The organism is Microbacterium sp. KRD172 (assembly GCF_017168295.1).
GTDB classification, from domain to species: Bacteria; Actinomycetota; Actinomycetes; order Actinomycetales; family Microbacteriaceae; genus Microbacterium; species Microbacterium profundi.
The window spans coordinates 358445-378638 of sequence record NZ_JABFAS010000002.1 but is presented as its reverse complement, the minus strand read 5'-3'; the positions used below and the strand labels follow the sequence as shown (position 1 = coordinate 378638).

Genomic DNA, 20194 nt, shown 5'->3' with positions numbered 1-20194 from the left:
GGCGCGACGGGTGCGACGGGTGCCAGAGAGTTCAGCCTCGGGACGAGTCAGGCCTTGGCGTCGTTCTCGTCCTCGTCGAGGTCGTCGTCCTCGTCGAAGTCGTCGTCGCCCTCGCCCTCGGGCGCGAGCTCGATGATCTCGTCGCCCTCTTCGAGCACGTCCACGTCGTCTGCGTCATCTGTGCTGTCTTCTTCCGCGGCATCCGATCCGAGCACGCCGTCGGGGCGGATGAGCTCGCGCACCTCAGCCATGAAGCTGTTGAGCTGCTGCTGCTGCCAGCGCAGCTGACGGGTGCGGTCCTCGGCGTCGCGCAGCACCTCGGTCGTGTGACCCGTCACCGTGCTGACGATCTTCTGCGCCTTCACGCGTGCGCGCTCCAGCGTCTCGCGGGCGCGCACCTGGGCGTCGGCCTCGATCGCCTGAGCCTGCGAGCGCATCAGGCGCTCGTAGTCGTCGGCCTTCGCCGAGATGCGCTTGGAGTGCTCAAGGGATGACGCGACCTGCTCATTGGCGTCGGTCGTGATGCGCTCGGCGTGGGCGACGGCCTGGTTGTGCAGCAGCAGGAACTCCTGCTGCGCGTCGTCCTGCCGGCGGGTGAGGGTCTCTTCGAACTCCAGCACCCGTGCATTCATCTCGCGCACTTCGCGCTCGGCATCCGACCGCTGCTGGCTCGTCTCACGGGTGACCATCGAACGCAGCGCCGCCGAACCCTTCTCGGCCTCGGTGCGGACGGTCGCTGCCTCCTGCTCGGCCTGGATGACCTTCTCGGATGCGTGCGCAGCCTCGCGCTGGATGGTCGCCTCGTGCGCGGTGTACTCGGTGTCGATCCGAAGGCGCACCTGATCGGCGTCGTGCTGCGCCTGTGCGGTGATGCGGTCGACCTCCGCGGCGAGCTCGACCCGGCGCGACTCGGCCTCTTCCCGCGCGGCCTCGAGCAGACGCTCGGCCTGCACGGCCGCGTTCTGGATCAGGACCGATGCCTGCTCCTCGGCGACCCGGAGGACGGCTTCGAACTGCAGGCGCGACCCCTCGGTCTCGGCTCCGGTCTTGGGCGACTCGACAAGCTCGTTCGTGAGGGTGGCGACCTGCTGCTCGGCATCGTCGGCCTGAGCGCGAGCGGCAGCGAGATCGGCTTCCAATGCCGCGATGCGTTCATCGTTCTGCGCCTCGAGCTCGGCGATGCGGGCTTCGCGCTCTGCGATCGTTGCCTCGAGATCGGATCGCGCGGACTCGACGTCGCGGCTCACACCCGCACGGGCGTCCGCGAGGTCGGCATCCGCCCGCTGCACCTGCATCCGCAGTCCGGCCAGCGCAGCATCCACCTCTCCGCGGTCGTACCCGCGGAACCCGATCGTGAAGTTGCCCTGTTCCCTGGGCTGGCCCTGCGCGAGCTGGTCGAAGAAGTCGGCCCCGTGCTCGTCGACGTTGTTCTCGGCGGAGTTGCTCACAGGGAATGCCTTTCTGGAGGTGCTCACCGAGCGGCCCTCGCGACGCACAGCACCGGAGAGGGAAGGTGACGGTTTGCAGAAATTGGGGGGAGGATCGAGCTGCGAACTCGGTACTCAGCCTAATGAGTTCGCCTGTCCTGCGGAACCGTGAGATGTCCCCGTCTGTGACGGCATGAGGTGCGCCGCCACGACGACGGCGGATCGCACGGATAAACTGCCGCCGACCCCCGAGAGAAGGATTCCGCAATGCCGCGTTTCGATCTGCCGCTGGAGGAGCTCCGCTCCTATCGTCCCGACGTCGCGGAGCCCGCAGACTTCGACGACTTCTGGGAGCAGACGCTTGAGGAATCACGCGCGGCAGCACAGCCGATCGAGCTGCGCCGCATCGACTCCCCCTTGCAATCGGTCGAGGTCTACGACGTGACATTCAGCGGATTCGGCGGCGATCCGGTGGGCGGATGGCTGCTTCTCCCGTCCGACACCGATGAGCCGCTGCCCGCGGTGGTGGAGTTCAACGGTTATGGCGGAGGCCGCGGCCTGCCGCACGAGCGCCTGGGGTGGGCGTCGTCGGGCTACGCGCACTTCTTCATGGACACCCGCGGGCAGGGCAGCGCGTGGGGCACGGGCGGAGTGACCGCCGATCCACACGGTTCGGGCCCTGCCACACCCGGGTTCATGACCCGAGGCATCGAAGACCCGAGCAGCTATTACTACCGGCGTGTGTACACGGATGCCGTGCTCGCGATCGACGCCATCCGCTCGCTGGACCGGGTCGACGCGACGCGTGTCGCCGTGTGCGGCGGAAGCCAGGGCGGCGGCATCGCGATCGCCGCCGCCGCTCTCTCCACCGGCCTCATCGCGGCGATGCCCGACGTGCCTTTCCTGTGCCAGTTCGAGCGCGCCGTCGGGCTGACCGGACGCGACCCCTACAACGAGATCGTCAGGTACCTCTCGATCCATCGCGGCACCGAAGATCGCGTGTTCGAGACCCTGTCGTACTTCGACGGCGTGAACCTCGCGCGCCGCGCCACCGCCCCTGCCCTCTTCTCCGTCGCCCTGATGGATCCGGTCTGCCCGCCGTCGACGGTCTTCGCCGCACGCAACAGCTGGGGCGGGGTCGCCGAGATCACCGAGTACGCCTTCAACGAGCATGAGGGCGGGCAGGGCGTGCAGTGGCAGAAGCAGGCCGCCTTCCTCGCCGAGCAGCTGGCCGGCTGAGCAACTCGCCGGCTGAGACTGTTCAGCGCCGCCGATATTCCTCGTCGGTGACGTGCTCGAGCCAGGTCGTGGTCACGGACGGATCGTCGGCGCCCTCCAGCAGCGCAAGGTGCTGCATGAAGCAGTCCTCTGTCGCACCGTGCCAGTGCTCTTCCCCTGGCGGGGTGTAGATGGTCTGACCCGGTACGGCCTCCACGACTGTGCCGTCCCTGGTACCGCAGAGCGCGACACCCTCTGTCACCCGAAGATACTGGCCCCGCGCATGCGAGTGCCACGCCGTCCGGGCACCCGGCGCGAAGCGCACCAGGCCCCCGGACATCCGCTGATCAGCATCGTGCGGAGCGATGATCGGGTCGAACCAGACGTCGCCGGCGAACTGCTCCGGCGGATTCTTGATGGTCGGGGTGCGGGGTTCGATGTTCATGTCGTCTTTCCTTCAGACCGTCAGCAGCACCTTGGTCGCGCGGCGCTCGTCCATCGCCTTGTACCCCTCGGCCGCATCCTCGAGCGGCAGCGTCAGGTCGAACACCGCACCTGCGTCGATCTTCCGGTCCCAGATGAGCTGGATGAGTTCGGGAAGGAAGCGGCGCACCGGGGCTGGTCCGCCGTGGAGGTGCACACCGGAGAAGAACAGCTCCACGCCGGGGAGCGCCACATCGTGCGAGACGCCGACATAACCGACGTGGCCGCCGGCGCGGGTGGAGCGGATGGCCTGCATCATCGACTCCTGGGTGCCGACGGCTTCGATCACGGAATGCGCGCCGAGTCCGTTCGTGAGCTCCTTGATCTTCGCCACGCCCTCATCGCCGCGCTCTTCGACGATGTCCGTCGCGCCGAACTTTCGCGCCAACTCCTGACGGTCGGCGTGCCGGCTCATGGCGATGATCCGTTCCGCGCCGAGTTCCTTCGCGGCCAGGATGCCGAGGAGCCCGACGGCTCCGTCACCGACGACCGCGACGGTCTTGCCCGGTCCGACCTCGGCGGCGACCGCGGCGAACCAGCCGGTGCCGAGCACGTCGGACGCGGCGAGCAGCGCCGGTATCAGGTCGACATCCGGCTGACCCGGGGTCGCGACGAGCGTGCCGTCCGCGTGCGGGACGAGGCTGTACTCGGCCTGTGTTCCGAACTGGCCCATCGGCACGACGTGCACGCAGCGGGACTGGTATCCGGCCTGACAGATCTCGCACGTGTTGTCGGATGCCATGAATGACCCGACGACGAAGTCGCCGACCTTGAGGGTCTTGACGTCTGCGCCGATCTCTTCGACGACGCCGACGTACTCGTGACCCATCGGAGCCTCGTGCACTGCGTCGGTGCCGCGGTACGGCCAGAGGTCGGACCCGCAGATGCAGGTCGCCGCGATCTTGATGACGGCATCCGTCGACCGCGTGATGGTCGGCTTCTCACGCTCTTCGACCCGGACGTCGCCGGGCCCGTACATGACTACTCCACGCATGTGGTTCTCCTTCTTACGGGCAGTTGTTGGTCTTTCACTTGGTCTTGGTCTTACTCAGCCCGCAGTGCGCGGATCCGCTCGAGGTCGGCGACGACGTCGGCCGGCTCTGCGGAGACTGGCATGTTCTCCGCATCCTTCGCGCCATCGAGCTCCACGTCTGCGGCGAGCTCACCGAACAACGGATCGAGGTCGGATTGGGCAGGACCGTGTTCCGCGTTGAGTTCGAAGGTCTTCGACTTCGCGGCATCCGACGTGAGCGAGGCGACGAGCACCTCTGCGATCTGGGAGCGTGCGATCGCGCCGTCGGCCGGGCTCCCGGCGTGGCGCGTGTCGCCCTGCAGGAAGTGCAGTTCGTGCTGATCGTCGTCGTTGTAGTCAAACCACGCGGGACGGACGATCGTGTAGGGATGCCCGCTCGCGCGGACGAGTCGCTCGGAGCGGCGCTTCCAGTCGTGAGAGACGGTGGCGCGGCTGTTCGACCCTTCCCGGTAGGTCACGCCGATCGCCGTCATCAGCGCGATGCGGACCGGGCGGTCGCCGATCGCCTCGAGGACGCTTCGCACCCCGCCGTAGTCGACGTCACGGAATCCTGTTTCGCCGCCGTGCGTGCCGTGCGTGAAGATGACGGCGTCGATGTCGCGCACGGCATCGGTGAGGGTCGACGCGTCGGTGAGGTCGCCGACGACGACGTTCTCGCCATCGTGGCGGCTGAGGATGCGGATGCTGTGGCCGGCCGCCTGCGCGACGCGGGCGACGAGGCGGCCGATGCTTCCGGTTCCACCGACGAGGACGATGTTCAGGGTGGTCATGGTTCTCCTTGGGTGTCTCAGGCTTCGGCTGCGGACTTGATCTCGGCGAGGGCGTTCATGAAGCCCTCCGAGCATCCGCTGGCGCCGGCGAGCCGGTCGATTTCGATGGTGTCGATGTCGATGCCCACGATCTCTGCGCTGATCGCTTCTGCGAAACGCTGCTGATGCCCGAGGGATGTCGGATTCTCGGCAGGGGTGGTGAGGGTGACGGCGGTGACAAGGTCGCCCTCGAGGGTGAGGGTGACGTCTTGGTGCGACGGGAGCGATCCGTACCAGCCCGTCGCCTCATAGGTCCCGTCGATGTACTCGGCGGTCGGGTCGGCTGGAGTCACGGTCGACGGGCGCGGCGACGAAACCGGCGACGCCGGCTCTGTCGACGGCCCGGCAGCGCAACCCACCACCCCGGCACCGAGCATCGCGACGCCGACAGCAGCCGGGGCGAGTCGAACGGATGCCCGCAAGGTGTCGGCCGTCATACGGGTCACGCGTCCGGGATCTCCCGCCCGAACGTCTCGAGCGTGATGTCCTCGGGCTCTGGACCACGACGCGCGTCGGTGTCGAGAGCATCGATGGATGCGAGCTGTTCTGCCGTGAGCTCGAAGTCGAAGACGTCGAAGTTCTCGGCGATGCGTGCGGGGCGCACCGACTTCGGCAGCGCCGAGCGGCCCTGCTGCAGGTGCCAGCGCAGCATCACCTGTGCGGGGGACTTGCCGTGCGAGGCGCCGATCGCCTTCAGCGTCTCATCGTCGAACGCGGATGGTCCACCCTCGCGGTAACTGGTGATTCCGCCGATGGGCGACCATGCCTGCGTGATGGTCCCTGCCGCCGCATTCGCCGCCTGCACGCCGCGCTGCTGGAAGTACAGGTGCACCTCGATCTGGTTGATCGCCGGGACGATGCTTGTCTCTGCCGCGAGCTTCTCCAGATGCGCCTCCATGAAATTGCTGACCCCGATGGCGCGGACGCGGCCGTCGGAGAGCAGGGTCTCCAGCGCCTTGTAGGCCCCGGTGGTCAGGTCGAAGCGCGATGGCAGAGCCTGGTGCAGGATCAGCAGGTCGAGTTGATCCAGGCCGAGCTTGCCGGTCGACTTCTCGAAGGCGTGCAGCGTCTCGTCGTAGCCGAAGTCGCTGATCCAGACCTTGGTCTCGATGAAGATCTCGTCGCGCGCGATGCCGGAGCGACGGATGGCCTCGCCGACCTCGCGCTCGTTGCCATAGGCGGCGGCGGTGTCGATCAGGCGGTAGCCCGTCTCAAGGGCGGAGCTGACGGCATCCACCGTCTCATCGGGTGATGCCTGGAAAACGCCGAAGCCGAGTGCCGGCATCGTGACGCCATTGTTGAGGGTGAGATTCATGGTCATGCCTCCAGTGTGCGCGTGGTTCGGGTGGAAAGGGAGGGGCTGATAGTGCCTCCCACGGCGGGAATACGGGGTCTCGACGGGACGATCAAGGCGATGGCGAGGACGAACGCGATGCCGAGCAGGACGGTGGCAGCGGTGAGAGCGGCCGCCACCTCGCCGGCGAGAGCCACCTCGGCTGAGGCGGTGCCGGTGTCGGATGCGGCGGCGACCGCCACAAGGATGCCGAGACCCAGCGACATCCCCACCTGGTGGAAGGTGTTGACAACACCGGAGGCCGCGCCGGCATCCGCCGTCGTCGCGCCGGATATGCCGAACGTGGTCATGGGGGCGAACGCCAGGCCTTGGCCTGCGCCGATGAGGAGCATGGGGAGGGCGACCCCGGTGAGGTAGGCGCTGTCGGGCGCGAGCCGGCTGAGCCACAGCATCCCGGCCAGAGTCAGCGCGACGCCGACGACGAGCGGCCACCAGTTCCCGGCGCGCGCGACGAGCCGGGGGATCGCCAGCGCGACGACGAAGTTCACCAGCGTCATCGGGAGGAAGGCCAACCCTGCCTGAAGCGCGGTGAACCCGAGCACGCCCTGCAGGAACTGGGTCGTGAAGAAGAAGAACCCGATCATCGCGCCGAGATATGTCAGGCGCACGAGGTAGGCACCGGTGCGGATGCGGATGCGGCTGCGGAACAGGCGCAGCGGCATGATCGGCTGGGCGGCGCGCGATTCAGCCAGAACGAAGACGATGATGAGCGCCGTCGCCGCAGCGAACGACGCGAGCGTGAGCGGGTCGCCCCAGCCTGCCTCTGCCCCACGCAGCAGAGCGAACACCAGCCCGCCGATGCCGAGTGTGGAGGTGATGGCGCCGGTGGCATCGAAACGACCGGGAGATGTCCGCGTCTCGGGCAGGAACCGAGGGGCGAGCACGATCATCGCGATCCCGATGGGCACGTTGATCCAGAATCCAGCGCGCCAGCTCAGTAACGTCGCGGCGGCACCGCCCACCAACATCCCGAGGCTTGCACCGATTCCGGCAGTGGCCGCGTACCAGGCGACCGACCTGTCACGTGCCGCCCCCTCGAAACTCGCGGTGAGAAGCGACAGTGCCGAAGGAGCGACGATCGCCGCACCCACTCCCTGCAACGCACGAGCAGCGATGAGCAACCACGCCATCGGGGCGAGGGCGATCAGCAGGGATGCGATCGAGAAGACGGCCAGGCCGAAGACGAAGACCCGACGGCGACCGAGGATGTCGCCGGCCCTGGCGCCGAGCAGCAGAAGCCCGCCGAAGACGAGCGTGTAGGCGTCCTGCACCCACGCGAGCTCCGCGGGTGCGAGAGCGAGGTCGACTGCCAGGGAGGGCAGCGCGGTGAAGATCACCGAGTTGTCGAGCAGGATCATGAAGTAGCTGACGAGGATGATCGTCAGGATCGCTGCAGTGTTCCTCGAGCCGGCGTTCTTGGTGCCGGGGTTCCGCGTTCTGGTCATGGATCCATTCCACTCGCGCCCGCACATTCCAGGCAGTGGCGCGTGTTCCCAGTACTGCCAGTGCCTCCCTCATCGCGGCGGGACGGCGTACCTTCGGAGCATGGACACCCGTAGCGAAGTGCGCGAGTTCCTCTCCACGAGGCGCGCACGCATCACCCCCGACCAGGCAGGACTGCCCGCATACGGCGGCAACCGCCGGGTGCCGGGCCTCCGGCGTGAAGAGGTCGCGATGCTCGCAGGGGTCAGCGTCGACTACTACACCCGGCTCGAGCGGGGCGATCTCTCCGGAGCATCCGACAGCGTGCTCGATGCGCTCGCCAGGGCGTTGCAGCTCGACGACGCCGAGACCGCGCACCTGTTCGATCTCGCCCGCACGGCGAAGGCGTCGCCGGTGGGGCGCAAGCCCCGCAAGAAGGCGGACGGTCTGCGCCCCAGCATCCAGCGTCTGCTCGATGCGATGACGGGCGCGCCCGCGCTCGTGCGCAACAACTACTTCGACTATCTCGGCGCGAACGCGCTCGGCCGCGCACTCTACGCACCGGTGTTCGCCGAGCACGCGCCCAACAGCGCGCGCTTCGCGTTCCTGAATCCTGCGGCGCAGGACTTCTACCCCGACTGGGAGCGAAACACTCAGGAACTCGTGGCCACGATGCGCGGCGAGGCCGGTCGTAACCCGTACGACAAGCGACTCACCGATCTGGTCGGCGAACTCTCCACCCGCAGCGAGCGATTCCGCACCCTGTGGGCTGCGCACAATGTTCGGTATCACCGCACCGGGGTGAAGCGGATCAATCACCCGACGTTCGGTGAGTTCGAGCTGACGTACGAAGCATTCGAACTGCCCGCAGACCCTGGACTGCAGCTGTCGACCTACACCGCTGAGCTCGGCACGCCGTCCGAGGAGAAGCTGAAGATGCTCGCCAGTTGGGCGGCGACGGATGCCGCGGAAGAGGTGCCGGTGCGTCCGGAGGCGTGAGCGTGAGCAGTCCCAACCGCGAAACATTCTGGAATCATCGACCTTCTACGGTCGAGGAATGGCGAAGCACGCATCCGGTTGGAACCCCTCTGACGACGGCATCAACTTTCACACCCGCAAATGGGTGCGCCCGGAGGACCTCAACGCGAACGGGTCGCTGTTCGGCGGAAGCCTGCTGAAGTGGATCGACGAGGAGGCCGCGATCTACGCGATCGTGCAACTCGGCAATTACCGCGTGGTGACCAAGCTCATCTCGGAGATCAACTTCGAGGCCTCCGCCCTGCAGGGAGATCTCATCGAGATGGGTCTCACCGCGACGCACTTCGGGCGCACGTCGCTCACGATGCGCGCTGTGGTGCGCAACATGATCACGCGCAAGCGCATCCTCACGATCGAGAAGATCGTCTTCGTCAGTCTCGATGAAGATGGCCATCCCGTGCCGCACGGCTATTCGGACATCACCTATGACCGTGACCGCATGCCGCACGAGCACCCGGGCACCGGGACGATCAGGCTCCCATCCGCCTGACATCGGGTCGGGCGCGTTCTGCTCTGAGCAGAACAGCGGTGACACCGGCGAACGGCGGGGTTACCGTGAACCATGGCCGAGATCGTCCCGTTCCCCCGCACGCCTCACTCGCCCCGCGCTCCGCGCCCGCAGAACGGACCCGAGCCGCTCTGGCGCGATCTGCTCGGCGATCAGCTCCGGCGTCGGCGGCACGAGCGTGAAGAGACACTCACTGAGACTGCCGACAAGGCCGGTGTCTCACCGCAGTACCTCTCCGAGATCGAGCGAGGACTCAAGGAGCCGTCCAGCGAGATGATCGCCGCGGTCGCCGGAGCCCTCGACACGACGCTCATCGAACTCGCCAGCAGCGTGGCCGACGAACTGCGCATGGCCTCGGCACCGGCATCCGCGCTCGTGTCGGCAGGCATCCGCGGGGCGTTCGCCCTCGCCGCCTGACACGCTTTCTCGCCGGAGTCGCGCGTCTCACCCACCCGGGTGAGAGGGTTCGCCCTGCGGAGGGATGGCCGCAGCTCGGAACCGTCTCAGGCTGGAGGCATGACTCATTCCGACCCCGCCGCATCGATCCGCTCCGCCGAACCCGCAGTCGATCAGCGAGACGAGCGCAATCAGCGAGACCAGCGCGACGCACCCATCCGTCCCAACAGGCTCACTGTCTCGGGCGCGATCGCCCTGCTGACGATCTCGGTGCTGCACACCCTGGTGTTCACCCTCCACCCATGGTGGGGCCCCTGGATGGCCGGACCGTTCCGAACCGCCCAGCTGCCGGCGGATGCGGCGGTGCAGTTCTGGGCACTTCCAGGCGGCTTCGTCGTTCCCGGAGTGCTTCTCGCGCTGCTCATCCTCCGGGCCGGCCGCCGCGGCGACAACGTGCCGATCCACGTCCCGATCGTCCTCGGCGTCTGGGCGCTCCTGTGCGTCTGGATGGTCGGCCCGAGCGGCTTCCTGCTGCTGTTGGTTCCCGCCACACTGCTGCTCATCGCGAGCCTCAGGTCGCGGCGCGGCGTCCCGCGTCGTGGGTGACGGCAGCCCTACCCTCGCTCCCCCAGCACGGTGTCGATCAGCCCGTACTCCAGAGCGGCGGATGCCGTGAACACCCGATCGCGGTCGGTGTCGGCGCGCAGCGCCTCGACGGTGCGACCCGTGTGCCTGGCGAGCACGGCCTCCATGTCGGCGCGCACCCTGACCACCTCGTCGGCAGCGAGGATGAGGTCGGGGATCGCCCCGCGGGACTGGCCTGCGGGCTGGTGCAGCACGATGCGCGCATGCTCGAGCGCGGCGCGCTGCTCCGGCGCGCCGGCTGCCGAGAGGAGGGCGGCAGGGCCGATCGCCTGGCCGACGACCGTCGTCGCGATGGCGGGGCGGATGTGCTGCATCGTGTCGTAGATCGCGAGCGCCGCACCGGGGTCGCCGCCCTCGCTGTTGATGTAGAACTGGATGCCGGTCTCCGGACTGTCCGCGTCGAGATGCAGCAGCTGCGCGATCAGGGCGTTCGCGACCCCGGCGTCGATTCCGGTGCCGAGGTAGATCACGCGCTCCGCGAGCAGGTGCGAGTAGACGTCCATGACGCGCTCACCCCGCGGATGCTGCGCGATGACGTTCGGGATCGTGTAACTGCTCATGGCCTTGTAGTCGTTCATGAGCGTGCTCCTTCCTGAGCGGATGCCGCGGCATCCGTCCCCAGCCCGACCCGCGCACGCCGACGCGGCATGACCTCAGCGACCGAACTGACGATCGCGTCGATGAATCCGTATTCCTGCGCCTGGGCGGTCGTGTACCAGCGGTCGTGCAGCGAGTCCTCGAAGATGCGCTCGGCCGGCTGCCCGGTGTCATCGGAGATGAGCCCGAGCACGGTGTCGCGCATCTGCCGCAGGTCATCGGCCTGCACCTCGATCTCGACGGCGGACCCGCCGATGCCCGCCGACCCCTGATGCATGAGGATGCGGGCGTGCGGCAGTGCTCGTCGCTTGCCCTTCGTGCCGGCGGAGAGCAGGAACTGCCCCGCACTGGCCGCTGTCCCGAGGGCGAGGGTGGCGACATCGTTCGGGATGAGGCGCATGATGTCGCGGATCGCCAGCATTGACGGCACAGAACCACCGGGCGAGTGGATCCACAGGGCGATGTCGGCGGCCGGATCCTCAGCGGAGAGCGTGAGCAGCTGCGTCATCAGCAGCGTGCCGTTGTCGTCGTCGAGGGCGCCGTCGAGCACCAGGATGCGGTCGTGGAACAGTGCGCGTCTGGCCTCTGGGCCGAACTGCGGGATGGGGGTCTCTTCGCTCATGAGTTCAGCCTGCGCGGTGGGAGCGTAGCCGGCGCGGGAATCCGCTCACGGCGGTTCTGCCGTGGGCAGAGAGACTCCAGTCCCGCCCACCGCCGCCCCGACAGCGAACCACCCCGGCGCGAGCGATGCGCCGGGGCGGTTCAGTCGTTCAGGGCCTCAGGCCGCCAGTGCGAGAGACCGACGGTGCTGCACGCGGTGACCGATCCAGAAGCCGATCGCGATCAGGCCGACCAGGACTGCGCCGAGCATCCACGGCAGCATCGAGGGTGCCGCTCCGGCCGTAGCTGTGGCCAGCGTGCCGGAGCCGTCGGCGATGAGACCGTTGCCCGCCGCGAGGTCGGCAGCACCGGCCGCGAGAGTCTCGCCGCCGTCTGCGATCTCGCCCGATCCGTCCGAGATCGTGGCCGCTCCGTCTGAGAGCGCGCCGACGCCGGTGTCGAGCGTCGAGGCGCCGGTGGCCAGCGTCGCCGTGCCTGTCGCGAGTGCCGCTGCGCCCTCGTCGAGGCTGGTCGCGCCGGAATCGATCCTGATCGAACCGGCGTGCAGCGAAGTCGCACCCGCAGCGAGGGTGTCCATGCCCCCGGCGAGAGTGTCCGCACCGGCGGCCAGTTCAGCCGTGCCGTCCTTCAGCGGCTGCAGACCGGTGGAGAGCTGCTGCGCACCGGTGGCGACCTGAGCGGTTCCCTCCTTGAGCGGCTGCGCGCCGTCTGCGAGCTGCGATGCACCGGCGGCGAGTTGCGTCGTGCCATCCGTCAAGGGGACGATCCCTGCGGCGAGGTCGGAAGCGCCGGTGGAGACCTGCGCGGTACCGGCCTTCAGCGCCTGCGTGCCGACGAGCAGAGCGGGTGCCCCTCTCTCCGCATCGACGAGAGCCACCGTCCCCGGCCACCCCTGCGCGGCATTGCCGTTGACCAGCGCGTTGGCACCGGCCGCCACCTGTCCGGCCGCGGTTGCGGCGTTCAGCGTTCCTGCGGCGAGCGCGGGTGCGGCAGCAGCCGCGCCGGCGATGCCGTCGACCTGTGCGTCGACGCCCGCCGAGAGTGCCGCGAGCTGCTGGAACTGCGCGTTGTCGGGATTGGCGGCGGCGAGCTGCGCGAGTGCATCGGCCAACTGCTGCGAGTTGCCCGGCGCGCTGCCGGCCGCGGCGGTGATGGCTGCAGCGGTCCCCTCGCTGGCGAGGAACTGCAGCTCGGGGGTGACGGCTGCCGCGAGGCCGGCGTTGAGCTGACCGGCGCCGGCGAGCACCTGTCCGGCGACCTGGTGGGCTCCGGCGACCCCGGCGGCAAGGCCGGTCACGCCGTCGAGCACTGCCTGCGCCCCGGCATCCGTCTGCTGTGCGCCGGCAGACAGGAGCTGTGCGCCTTCCAACGCCTTCTGCGCACCGGCATCCACCTGCTGGGTTCCGGTGGAAAGCCGGGTCGCGCCATCGAGCACCGCCTGCGCACCGGCGTCGACCTGCGCCGCACCGGTCGACAGGCTCTGCGCACCGTTCAGCGCGGCTTGCGCACCCGAGTCAGCCGACGCCAGCCCGGCGGTGAGCTTCTGAGCGCCGACCAGCGCATTCAGTGCGCCCTCGCTCAGCTTCCCTGCTCCCGCTGCCGCATCCGATGCGCCGGCAGCCAACGCGTCCGCGCCCGCCGCCAGCGAGGCTGCACCTGTCGATGCGCTCTGCGCGCCGGTGGCGAGTTTCTGCGAGCCGGCATGCGCACTCGCTGCGCCCTCGGCGAGCTTCTCGGTGCCGTCGGCCAGCGTGCCGGCTCCGGTGGAGAGATCGGCTGCGCCGGCGGCGAGCTGGGTCGAGCCGTCCTTTGCCGTCAGTGTGCCGTCGGACAGCTCGGCTGCACCTGCGGAGATCTTGCCTGTCGTCAGGAAGAACAGAATCACCATCGCGGTCAGCAGCAGGCTGAGGACGATGACGGTGATGCGCATGCCTCGGCCGTGCGCGTGGGTCGTAGAACTCATCATTGGGGCTCCAGGGTCAGTGGCGTCGTTGCCACCCGCAGTGTAAGTACGTCGTCCTTGCGCCTTCGCTTACTTTGATCATTGAAACCAAGTTTCAGTGGTCGCGATACTCGGTCTTCTGTGGCGACTCGACAGAACCCATTGACCTGGAGTCAACAATAGTTCCGGCCGCCTATCGGTGCGCGCTTGTTTTCGGTGTGCCTAAAAGGTAGGTTTTCGGTGTGCCTAAATCTCGCAGCGTCGTCAGTGCCGCGCCGTCTGCCGGGTCGGTCGCGCGCGCCGTGGCACTCGCCGCCGGTGTCACCCTCGCGCTGTCCGGCTGCGCGGGTCCGGATGCCGTGTCAGACGATGACCGCCCGGTCGTGCTGACCACTTTCACGGTGCTCGCCGACATCGCCGAGAACGTGGCGGGCGACCACCTGCGCGTGGAATCGATCACGAAGCCGGGCGCCGAGATCCACGGCTACGAGCCGACGCCGGGCGACGTGCGCAAGGCTGCGGACGCCGATCTGATCCTCGACAACGGGCTCAATCTCGAGGTGTGGTTCGCGCAGTTCGTCGAATCGGTCGAGGTGCCGCACGTGGTGGTCTCGGACGGCATCGACGTGATCGACATCACGGAAGACGCGTACGCCGGCAAGCCCAACCCGCACGCCTGGATGAGTCCGGCGAACGCGCAGCTCTACGTCGACAACATGGTCTCGGCGTTCAGCGACCTCGACCCCGCGCACGCCGATGACTTCGCCGCGAACGCCGGCGCATACAAGGCAGAGCTGCAGCAGGTGCAGGACGATCTGACCGACGAACTCGCGGCGCTGCCCGAGAACGAACGCGCCCTGGTCACCTGCGAGGGTGCGTTCTCCTACCTCGCCAGAGATGCCGGCCTCACCGAGGCGTACATCTGGGCCGTGAACGCCGAGCAGCAGGCGACGCCGCGTCAGATCGCCGCCGCGATCGAGTTCGTGGACGACAACGAGGTGCCGGCGGTGTTCTGCGAATCGACCGTGTCCGACAAGGCGATGCAGCAGGTGGTGCAGGCGACGGGTACGAGCTTCGGCGGAACGCTCTACGTCGACTCGCTGTCCGAGGCCGACGGCCCGGTGCCGACGTATCTGGATCTGATCCGCCACGACGCCGACCTGATCGTCGCAGGCTTGACGGGGAGCGGATCATGAGCTCTATCGACGTCAGCGGTATCACCGTGCGGTACGGCGACGTGCTCGCACTCGACGATGTCTCGCTCACGGTGGAGCCCGGACGCGTGACCGGACTGATCGGCATGAACGGATCGGGGAAGTCGACACTGTTCAAGTCGATCATCGGCCTCGTGCGACCGGCCGCAGGACAGGTGCGACTGGAGGGAGCGGATCCGGCGTCCGCTCGTCGGCGCGGGCTCATCGGCTACGTGCCGCAGAGCGAGGACGTCGACTGGACCTTCCCCGTATCGGTGCGCGACGTCGTGATGATGGGCCGTTACGGACAGCAGGGTCTGCTGCGGCGAGCGCGTGCTGCGGACAGGGATGCCGTCGACGAAGCGCTGGAGCGCGTCGAGCTGACTGACCTCGCCGACCGGCAGATCGGGCAGCTCTCCGGGGGGCAGCGCAAGCGCGCCTTCGTCGCCCGCGGCATCTCCCAGGGTTTGGCAGAGCGCGCCGGCATCCTGCTTCTCGACGAGCCGTTCGCCGGCGTCGACAAGCGCAGCGAGGCCACGATCGTGCGGCTGCTGCGTGAGCTCGCAGCGGCCGGCAGCACGGTGCTCGTCTCGACCCACGACCTGCATGCGCTCCCCTCTCTCGCAGACGAGGCCGTGCTGCTGCTGCGACGGGTGCTCTTCCACGGTTCTGTCTCAGAGGCGCTCGAACCCGGAAATCTCGCGCGCGCGTTCGGGCTGGAGAGCGATGCCAATCAGGAGGAGGCGCCATGATCTGGGATTGGATCCTCGAGCCGCTGCAGTACGACTTCATGGTGCGGGCGCTCGTCACCACCGCCGTCGCCGCTGTCGTGTGCGCGGTGCTGTCGTGCTGGCTGGTGCTGGTGCGCTGGTCGCTGATGGGCGATGCGGTCTCGCACGCGGTGCTGCCCGGGGTCGTGCTCGCGTACATCTTCGGAGCGCCGTTCGCGTTGGGCGCCCTGGTCTTCGGGCTTCTCGCCGTCGGCCTGATCGGCCTCATCCGCGGCACGAGCAGGGTCAAAGAGGATGCCGCGATCGGCATCGTCTTCACGACGCTGTTCGCGCTCGGGCTCGTGCTGATCTCGGTCACTCCCAGTCAGACCGATCTCAACCACATCATCTTCGGCAACATTCTCGGTGTCTCCGAGGGTGACCTGCTGCAGATCGCCGTGCTCGCGGTGATCGCGTTCGGCGTGCTGATCATCAAGCGCCGAGACCTCACCCTGTACGCGTTCGATCCGACGCATGCGTTCGCGATCGGGCTCTCGCCTCGCCTGCTGGGCGCCCTGCTGCTCGGCGTGCTCGCGCTGACTTCGGTCGTCGCTCTGCAGGTCGTCGGCGTGGTGCTGGTGGTGGCGATGCTGATCATCCCCGGCGCGACAGCGTATCTGCTGACGGACCGCTTCGGACGGATGCTGGTGATCGCACCCGTGATGTCGGCGGTGTGCAGCGTGATCGGGATCTACCTCAGCTACTGGATCGACGCGGCATCCGGAGGTCTCGTCGTCGTCGTGCAGGGGTGCGTGTTCGCCCTGGTCTACCTCTTCAGCCCGCGCCAGGGGGTCATCGGGAAGAGGCTGCGGCGGCGTTCGCCGGTCGGTGCGGCCGCATAACGGTCGACGCCGCGAACGCCTGGGCGAGATCGGCGATGAGGTCGCCCGCGTACTCCAGTCCGATCGACAACCGAAGCACATCGGCGTCCGGACGCGCGTCAGCCGGCACCGGTCGGTGCGTGAGCGCGGCCGGATGCTGGATGAGCGAGTCGACTCCGCCCAGTGACACGGCGTGCGTGAACAGCGTCACCGACGAGGCGACGGCGCTCGCCGCGGCGTATCCGCCGCTCATCCGCATCGCGACCATCGCCCCTGGGCCGCGCATCTGGCGTTCCAGGATGCCCTGCGGGTCGCCGTCCAGCCCGGGGAAGAACACCTCGTCGATCTCGGGCTGATCGATCAGCCACTGCACGATCTGCTTCGCGTTCTGCTGCTGCTGGCGCATCCTGACCGGAAGCGTGGTGAGCCCTCGGTGCAGCAGATAAGCGCCGAGCGGATGCAGCAGTCCACCGGTCACCGCCCGCACACGGCGCAGTGCCTCGGCGGTCTGCTCGCTGCACGCCACGACGCCGGCGATCACATCACCGTGGCCGCCAAGGTACTTGGTCGCGCTGTGCAGCGACATCGCGGCGCCGTGATCGAGCGGATTCTGCAGCAGCGGAGTCGCGAACGTGTTGTCGACGACCACCGGCACCTCCCCTGCCGCAGCGACGATCTCGGCGATGTCCACGAGCTCGAGGGTGGGGTTGGCCGGGGTCTCCACGACGACGAGCCCGGTGTCCGCCCGCAGCACCGATCGCACCTCGGACGGATGGCAGTAAGAGGTCTCGGTGCCGAGCAGGCCGGAGCCGAGCAGATGGTCGGTGCCCCCGTAGAGCGGTCGCACTGCGACGACGTGATGCTTGCCCGTCGCACTCGTGTGGGCGAGGATCACCGCGGTCATCGCCGCCATCCCCGACGAGAACGCGACCGCGGCTGCGGCGTGCTCCGTCTCGGCAAGAGCATCCTCGAAGCGGGCGACGGTCGGGTTCCACAGTCTCGCGTAGACCATGCTGCCGCCCTCGATCGGGCGACCGCCCGTCGCCATCGCCTCGTACGAGTCGCCGCCGCGCTCGATGTCCGGCAACGGATTCGTCGTCGACAGGTCGATCGGCAGGGCGTGCACGCCGAGCTCGGTGAGGCCGGCTCTGCCGCTGTGCACGGCCACGGTGTCTGGATGCAGCTGCTGGTCGGTCATGCTTCCACGTTGCCCGAATCCCAATTGAAATGGGAGAATTCGACAGCATCCGCCGACGATGCGGCAGAATCCACAATTTCCAGCAAACGGGTGCGGTGAAGAGGAGGCCGAGTTGACGAAAGCACAACTCGACGAGGTCGACCTGGAGATCCTCGCGGCGCTCAGCGCCCGCGCCGACCTCACGAACAAGGCGCTCGCGCAGCAGCTGGGGCTCGCGGAATCGACCTGTGCGCACCGGGTGCGGAGCCTGCGTGATCGCGGGATCATCCGTGACACCCGCGTCCGACTCGATGCGGCTGCGCTCGGCTACCCGCTCGAGGCGATCATCAAAGTGCGCCTCGCGAACCACACCGGCGAGAAGGTCAACGCCCTGTTCGACGCGCTCGTCGCGACGCCGCAGGTGCAGCAGGTGTTCCACGTCGCGGGCGTCGACGACTTCCTCGTGCACGTCGCGGTGCGCGATGCCGTGGCCCTCCGCGACATCGTCCTCGAGCACATCACCGTGCATCCGGTCGTACGAGGCACGGAGACTCAGCTGGTCTTCGAGCTGCGCGACGGCCGCGGGGTGCTCGGGTAGCGGACGCGGGCTCGACCCGTTCGTCTCGCGGAGACCCGCACTGAGCGAGCGAAGCGAGTCGAAGTGTCGCTCAACGACCCGCAGCCCGCGCCCACCCGGGATTCCGAAGCCGGGTCAGCGGCGCAGCAGCTTCTTCCATCGCCGCTGCACGACGATCGGCACGGGCTGGGTGACCACGGCATCCACGGTCAGCGAGCTGTTGTCCGGTCCCACGAGCGCGATGGGCGTGGTGAGCGTCGGCTCGAGGGGATCCACAGGCATCTTCGCCAGCGCGCGGTGCGCCTTCACATAGGCCGGGATCAGGATCACCACCGCGCCGACCCACGCCAGCGGGTTGCTCGCCGCGACGCCGCCGAAGCCGAAGACGGCACCGAGCACGACGGCTGCGCCGACGCGCATGAACAGTTCGACGATGCCGGTGATCGTCGGGATCATCGCCTGCCCGAGTCCCTGCAGAGCGCCGCGCAGAACGAACAGTACGCCCAGCAGCGCGTACGAAGAACCGTTGATGATGAGCATCAGGTGCGCGAGCTCGACCACCTCGTCCGACCCCTCGCCGACGAACAGCCGCACGAGGCGGGTTCCGAACGCAATGAGCACGACGCCGAGGATCACCGACGCGATGACGGCCATCCAGGTCGCCTGCTTCACGCCGGCGCGGATGCGGTCGGGCCGGCGACCGCCGAAGTTCTGCGCCACGTACATCGACACGGCGAGGCCCAGCGAGGCGAGCAGCGCCGTCGCGAGACTGTCGACGCGGCTCGCGGTCGTGTACGCCGCGACAGCCTCCGCCCCCAGCATGTTCAGCGCCACCTGCACGACCAGCGTGCCGATCGCGATGATCGAGGCCTGGAAACCCATGGGCAGGCCGAGCCGGAGGTGATCGGCGATGTCGTCGCGGGTGACCTTCCAGTCCGCGCGCCGCACGTGCAGCATCGGCATCCGGCGCCTGACGAACTCGAGGCACAGCACCACCGACACCGCCTGCGACACGACGGTCGCCAGCGCGGCGCCCGCGACGCCCCAGCCCACGGGGCCGACGAGCACGATGACGAGCACGACGTTCAGCGCGCACGCGATCGTGAGGAACACCAGCGGCGTCTTCGAGTCGCCGATCGCGCGGATGATCGCGGAGAGGTAGTTGAAGAACATCGTCGCGCCGCCGCCGAGGAAGCTCACCTGCGTGAACAGCGTGGCCTCGGCGAGAAGTTCGGGTGGCGTCTGCATGAGCACCAGCACCGGCTCGGCGAGCAGTGGTCCGCCGATCGTGATGAGGATGCTGGCCGCCGCCGACAGCAGCGTGCCGGTGGCGACCGAACGCCTGACGGCCGCATGGTCCTTCGCACCGTACGCCTGCGCCGTCGGGATCGCGAACCCGCTCGTCATGCCCCAGGCGAAGCCGAGCAGCAGGAACAGCAGACTCCCGGTCGCTCCGACGGCGGCGAGCGAGTTCACGCCGAGCTCGCGGCCGACCACGATCGTGTCGACGACCTGGTAGAGCTGCTGCACGACGTTGCCGATGAGCAGCGGGACGGAGAACGACAGGATGACACGCCAGGGGCGGCCCGTGGTGAGGGAGGTGGCCATGCGGAGAAGAACTTCCGGAACGCGGGGAGGATGGGGGATCGGATGCCGGGAACGGCGAAGCGACCAGCTTATCGAATCGATTCGGCAACGGAAGACCTTCGTGAAAGAAGACGCCGCCTGCGCACCTTCGGTCTAGCGCTGAACGAGAACCGTGCCGAGGCCTGCGCCGCCGATGCCCTCTGCGCGGCGCGGGCGAGCGGGAGTCGGAGCAGCCGACTCCGGACGTTCGGGCCGGGCCGGCCGCCGGTCCAGCACCAGCCGCACGAGCGCTCCGATCACGAGCGCCGCGACCAATGCCCCGCCTGCGGCGGCGGTCGGGATCCACTGCCCGGAGAAACCCGCAGCGACGCTGAGCATCATTCCGACGATCCAGACGGCAGTCGCCCCGCCGCTCAACCCCACCGCTCCGCGCGCGAGCGCGACTCCGGCGATGATCGCGCAGAGAACGGCGATGCCCGCTCCGACGAATCCGACCGGCAGGAAGAAAGCTGCCAGTTCACGTAACGCACTCATTGACGACATATCGTCCAAACCCCCCCGGTTCAGCCTCCGTAT

The 20194-nt window shown here is 68.2% G+C and carries 22 protein-coding genes; 9 read left to right on the top strand and 13 right to left on the bottom strand.

All coding sequences use genetic code 11. The features are described 5' to 3' along the window. Positions 1–47 precede the first annotated feature (47 nt). Entirely contained in the window at positions 48–1448 is a 1401-nt protein-coding gene (locus J1M43_RS02045; protein WP_234001052.1) for a cell division initiation protein, read from the bottom strand. Positions 1449–1694: 246 nt separating this feature from the next. On the opposite strand from J1M43_RS02045, the gene J1M43_RS02040 reads away from it, so the two are divergent. After that, complete coding sequence (locus tag J1M43_RS02040) at positions 1695–2666, top strand: acetylxylan esterase (RefSeq protein ID WP_206475574.1); 972 nt, start codon at positions 1695–1697, stop codon at positions 2664–2666. Between the two features lie 22 nt (positions 2667–2688). Here J1M43_RS02040 and J1M43_RS02035 read toward each other — a convergent pair whose 3' ends face one another. The 6 genes from J1M43_RS02035 to J1M43_RS02010 are packed head-to-tail and all read right to left on the bottom strand — an operon-like array spanning position 2689 to position 7769. Then, positions 2689–3090, bottom strand: a complete 402-nt coding sequence (locus J1M43_RS02035) for a cupin domain-containing protein (RefSeq protein ID WP_206475573.1) — start codon at positions 3088–3090, stop codon at positions 2689–2691. Positions 3091–3102: 12 nt separating this feature from the next. Then, positions 3103–4122 carry a zinc-dependent alcohol dehydrogenase family protein gene (locus tag J1M43_RS02030; RefSeq protein ID WP_206475572.1) on the bottom strand — a complete coding sequence of 340 codons (1020 nt, stop codon included), beginning with the start codon at positions 4120–4122 and terminating at the stop codon, positions 3103–3105. Positions 4123–4172: 50 nt separating this feature from the next. Further along, entirely contained in the window at positions 4173–4931 is a 759-nt protein-coding gene (locus J1M43_RS02025) for an SDR family oxidoreductase (protein ID WP_206475571.1), read from the bottom strand. Positions 4932–4948: 17 nt separating this feature from the next. Further along, positions 4949–5407 carry a hypothetical protein gene (locus tag J1M43_RS02020; protein ID WP_206475570.1) on the bottom strand — a complete coding sequence of 153 codons (459 nt, stop codon included), beginning with the start codon at positions 5405–5407 and terminating at the stop codon, positions 4949–4951. Positions 5408–5412: 5 nt separating this feature from the next. Continuing rightward, complete coding sequence (locus J1M43_RS02015) at positions 5413–6285, bottom strand: aldo/keto reductase (RefSeq protein WP_206477288.1); 873 nt, start codon at positions 6283–6285, stop codon at positions 5413–5415. Between the two features lie 2 nt (positions 6286–6287). Further along, positions 6288–7769 (bottom strand): MFS transporter, encoded by a 1482-nt coding sequence (locus tag J1M43_RS02010; RefSeq protein ID WP_206475569.1) that lies wholly within the window; start codon positions 7767–7769, stop codon positions 6288–6290. A 100-nt stretch (positions 7770–7869) separates the two neighbouring features. Between J1M43_RS02010 and J1M43_RS02005 the strand changes: the two genes are divergently transcribed. The 4 genes from J1M43_RS02005 (at position 7870) to J1M43_RS01990 (ending at position 10294) form a co-directional block, all read left to right on the top strand. Next, positions 7870–8745 carry a helix-turn-helix transcriptional regulator gene (locus J1M43_RS02005; RefSeq protein WP_206475568.1) on the top strand — a complete coding sequence of 292 codons (876 nt, stop codon included), beginning with the start codon at positions 7870–7872 and terminating at the stop codon, positions 8743–8745. Between the two features lie 58 nt (positions 8746–8803). Further along, a complete protein-coding gene (locus J1M43_RS02000) occupies positions 8804–9274 on the top strand; it encodes an acyl-CoA thioesterase (RefSeq protein WP_206475567.1) in 471 nt (156 codons plus the stop codon). A 72-nt stretch (positions 9275–9346) separates the two neighbouring features. Then, complete coding sequence (locus tag J1M43_RS01995; protein ID WP_206475566.1) at positions 9347–9709, top strand: helix-turn-helix domain-containing protein; 363 nt, start codon at positions 9347–9349, stop codon at positions 9707–9709. Positions 9710–9808: 99 nt separating this feature from the next. Further along, positions 9809–10294: a hypothetical protein gene (locus J1M43_RS01990; RefSeq protein ID WP_206475565.1), complete on the top strand. Its 486-nt coding sequence runs from the start codon at positions 9809–9811 to the stop codon at positions 10292–10294. Positions 10295–10302: 8 nt separating this feature from the next. On the opposite strand, the gene J1M43_RS01985 is transcribed toward J1M43_RS01990, so the two are convergent. From J1M43_RS01985 to J1M43_RS01975, 3 genes are all read right to left on the bottom strand, one after another. Further along, entirely contained in the window at positions 10303–10893 is a 591-nt protein-coding gene (locus J1M43_RS01985; protein ID WP_206477287.1) for a ClpP family protease, read from the bottom strand. Positions 10894–10907: 14 nt separating this feature from the next. Beyond that, a complete protein-coding gene (locus tag J1M43_RS01980) occupies positions 10908–11552 on the bottom strand; it encodes a ClpP family protease (RefSeq protein WP_206475564.1) in 645 nt (214 codons plus the stop codon). Between the two features lie 156 nt (positions 11553–11708). After that, the gene (locus tag J1M43_RS01975; protein WP_206475563.1) at positions 11709–13514 is read right to left on the bottom strand and encodes a hypothetical protein; all 1806 of its coding nucleotides are present in this window, start codon (positions 13512–13514) and stop codon (positions 11709–11711) included. 221 nt (positions 13515–13735) lie between these two features. Between J1M43_RS01975 and J1M43_RS01970 the strand changes: the two genes are divergently transcribed. Genes J1M43_RS01970 through J1M43_RS01960 form a run of 3 tightly spaced genes read left to right on the top strand, consistent with a single transcriptional unit; the run spans position 13736 to position 16298 of the window. Then, positions 13736–14689, top strand: coding sequence for a metal ABC transporter substrate-binding protein (locus J1M43_RS01970; RefSeq protein ID WP_374058506.1), 954 nt, complete (start codon positions 13736–13738; stop codon positions 14687–14689). Continuing rightward, a complete protein-coding gene (locus tag J1M43_RS01965; protein WP_206475562.1) occupies positions 14686–15438 on the top strand; it encodes a metal ABC transporter ATP-binding protein in 753 nt (250 codons plus the stop codon). The genes J1M43_RS01970 and J1M43_RS01965 overlap by 4 nt, the downstream gene beginning before the upstream one ends. Continuing rightward, positions 15435–16298 carry a metal ABC transporter permease gene (locus tag J1M43_RS01960; RefSeq protein WP_206475561.1) on the top strand — a complete coding sequence of 288 codons (864 nt, stop codon included), beginning with the start codon at positions 15435–15437 and terminating at the stop codon, positions 16296–16298. Before J1M43_RS01965 ends, J1M43_RS01960 begins: the two co-directional genes overlap by 4 nt. On the opposite strand, the gene J1M43_RS01955 is transcribed toward J1M43_RS01960, so the two are convergent. After that, positions 16249–17475, bottom strand: a complete 1227-nt coding sequence (locus J1M43_RS01955) for a PLP-dependent aspartate aminotransferase family protein (RefSeq protein WP_206475560.1) — start codon at positions 17473–17475, stop codon at positions 16249–16251. The genes J1M43_RS01960 and J1M43_RS01955 overlap by 50 nt on opposite strands. Before the next feature lie 112 nt (positions 17476–17587). Here J1M43_RS01955 and J1M43_RS01950 point away from each other — a divergent pair, with 112 nt between their 5' ends. Further along, positions 17588–18052, top strand: coding sequence for an Lrp/AsnC family transcriptional regulator (locus tag J1M43_RS01950; protein ID WP_206475559.1), 465 nt, complete (start codon positions 17588–17590; stop codon positions 18050–18052). 114 nt (positions 18053–18166) lie between these two features. Here the strand turns inward: J1M43_RS01950 and J1M43_RS01945 are convergent, their stop codons facing one another. Then, on the bottom strand, positions 18167–19639 hold the full coding sequence (locus J1M43_RS01945) for an MATE family efflux transporter (protein ID WP_033105681.1): 1473 nt from the start codon (positions 19637–19639) through the stop codon (positions 18167–18169). Between the two features lie 132 nt (positions 19640–19771). Beyond that, a complete protein-coding gene (locus J1M43_RS01940) occupies positions 19772–20152 on the bottom strand; it encodes a hypothetical protein (RefSeq protein ID WP_033105680.1) in 381 nt (126 codons plus the stop codon). Between the last annotated feature and the right edge of the window lie 42 nt (positions 20153–20194).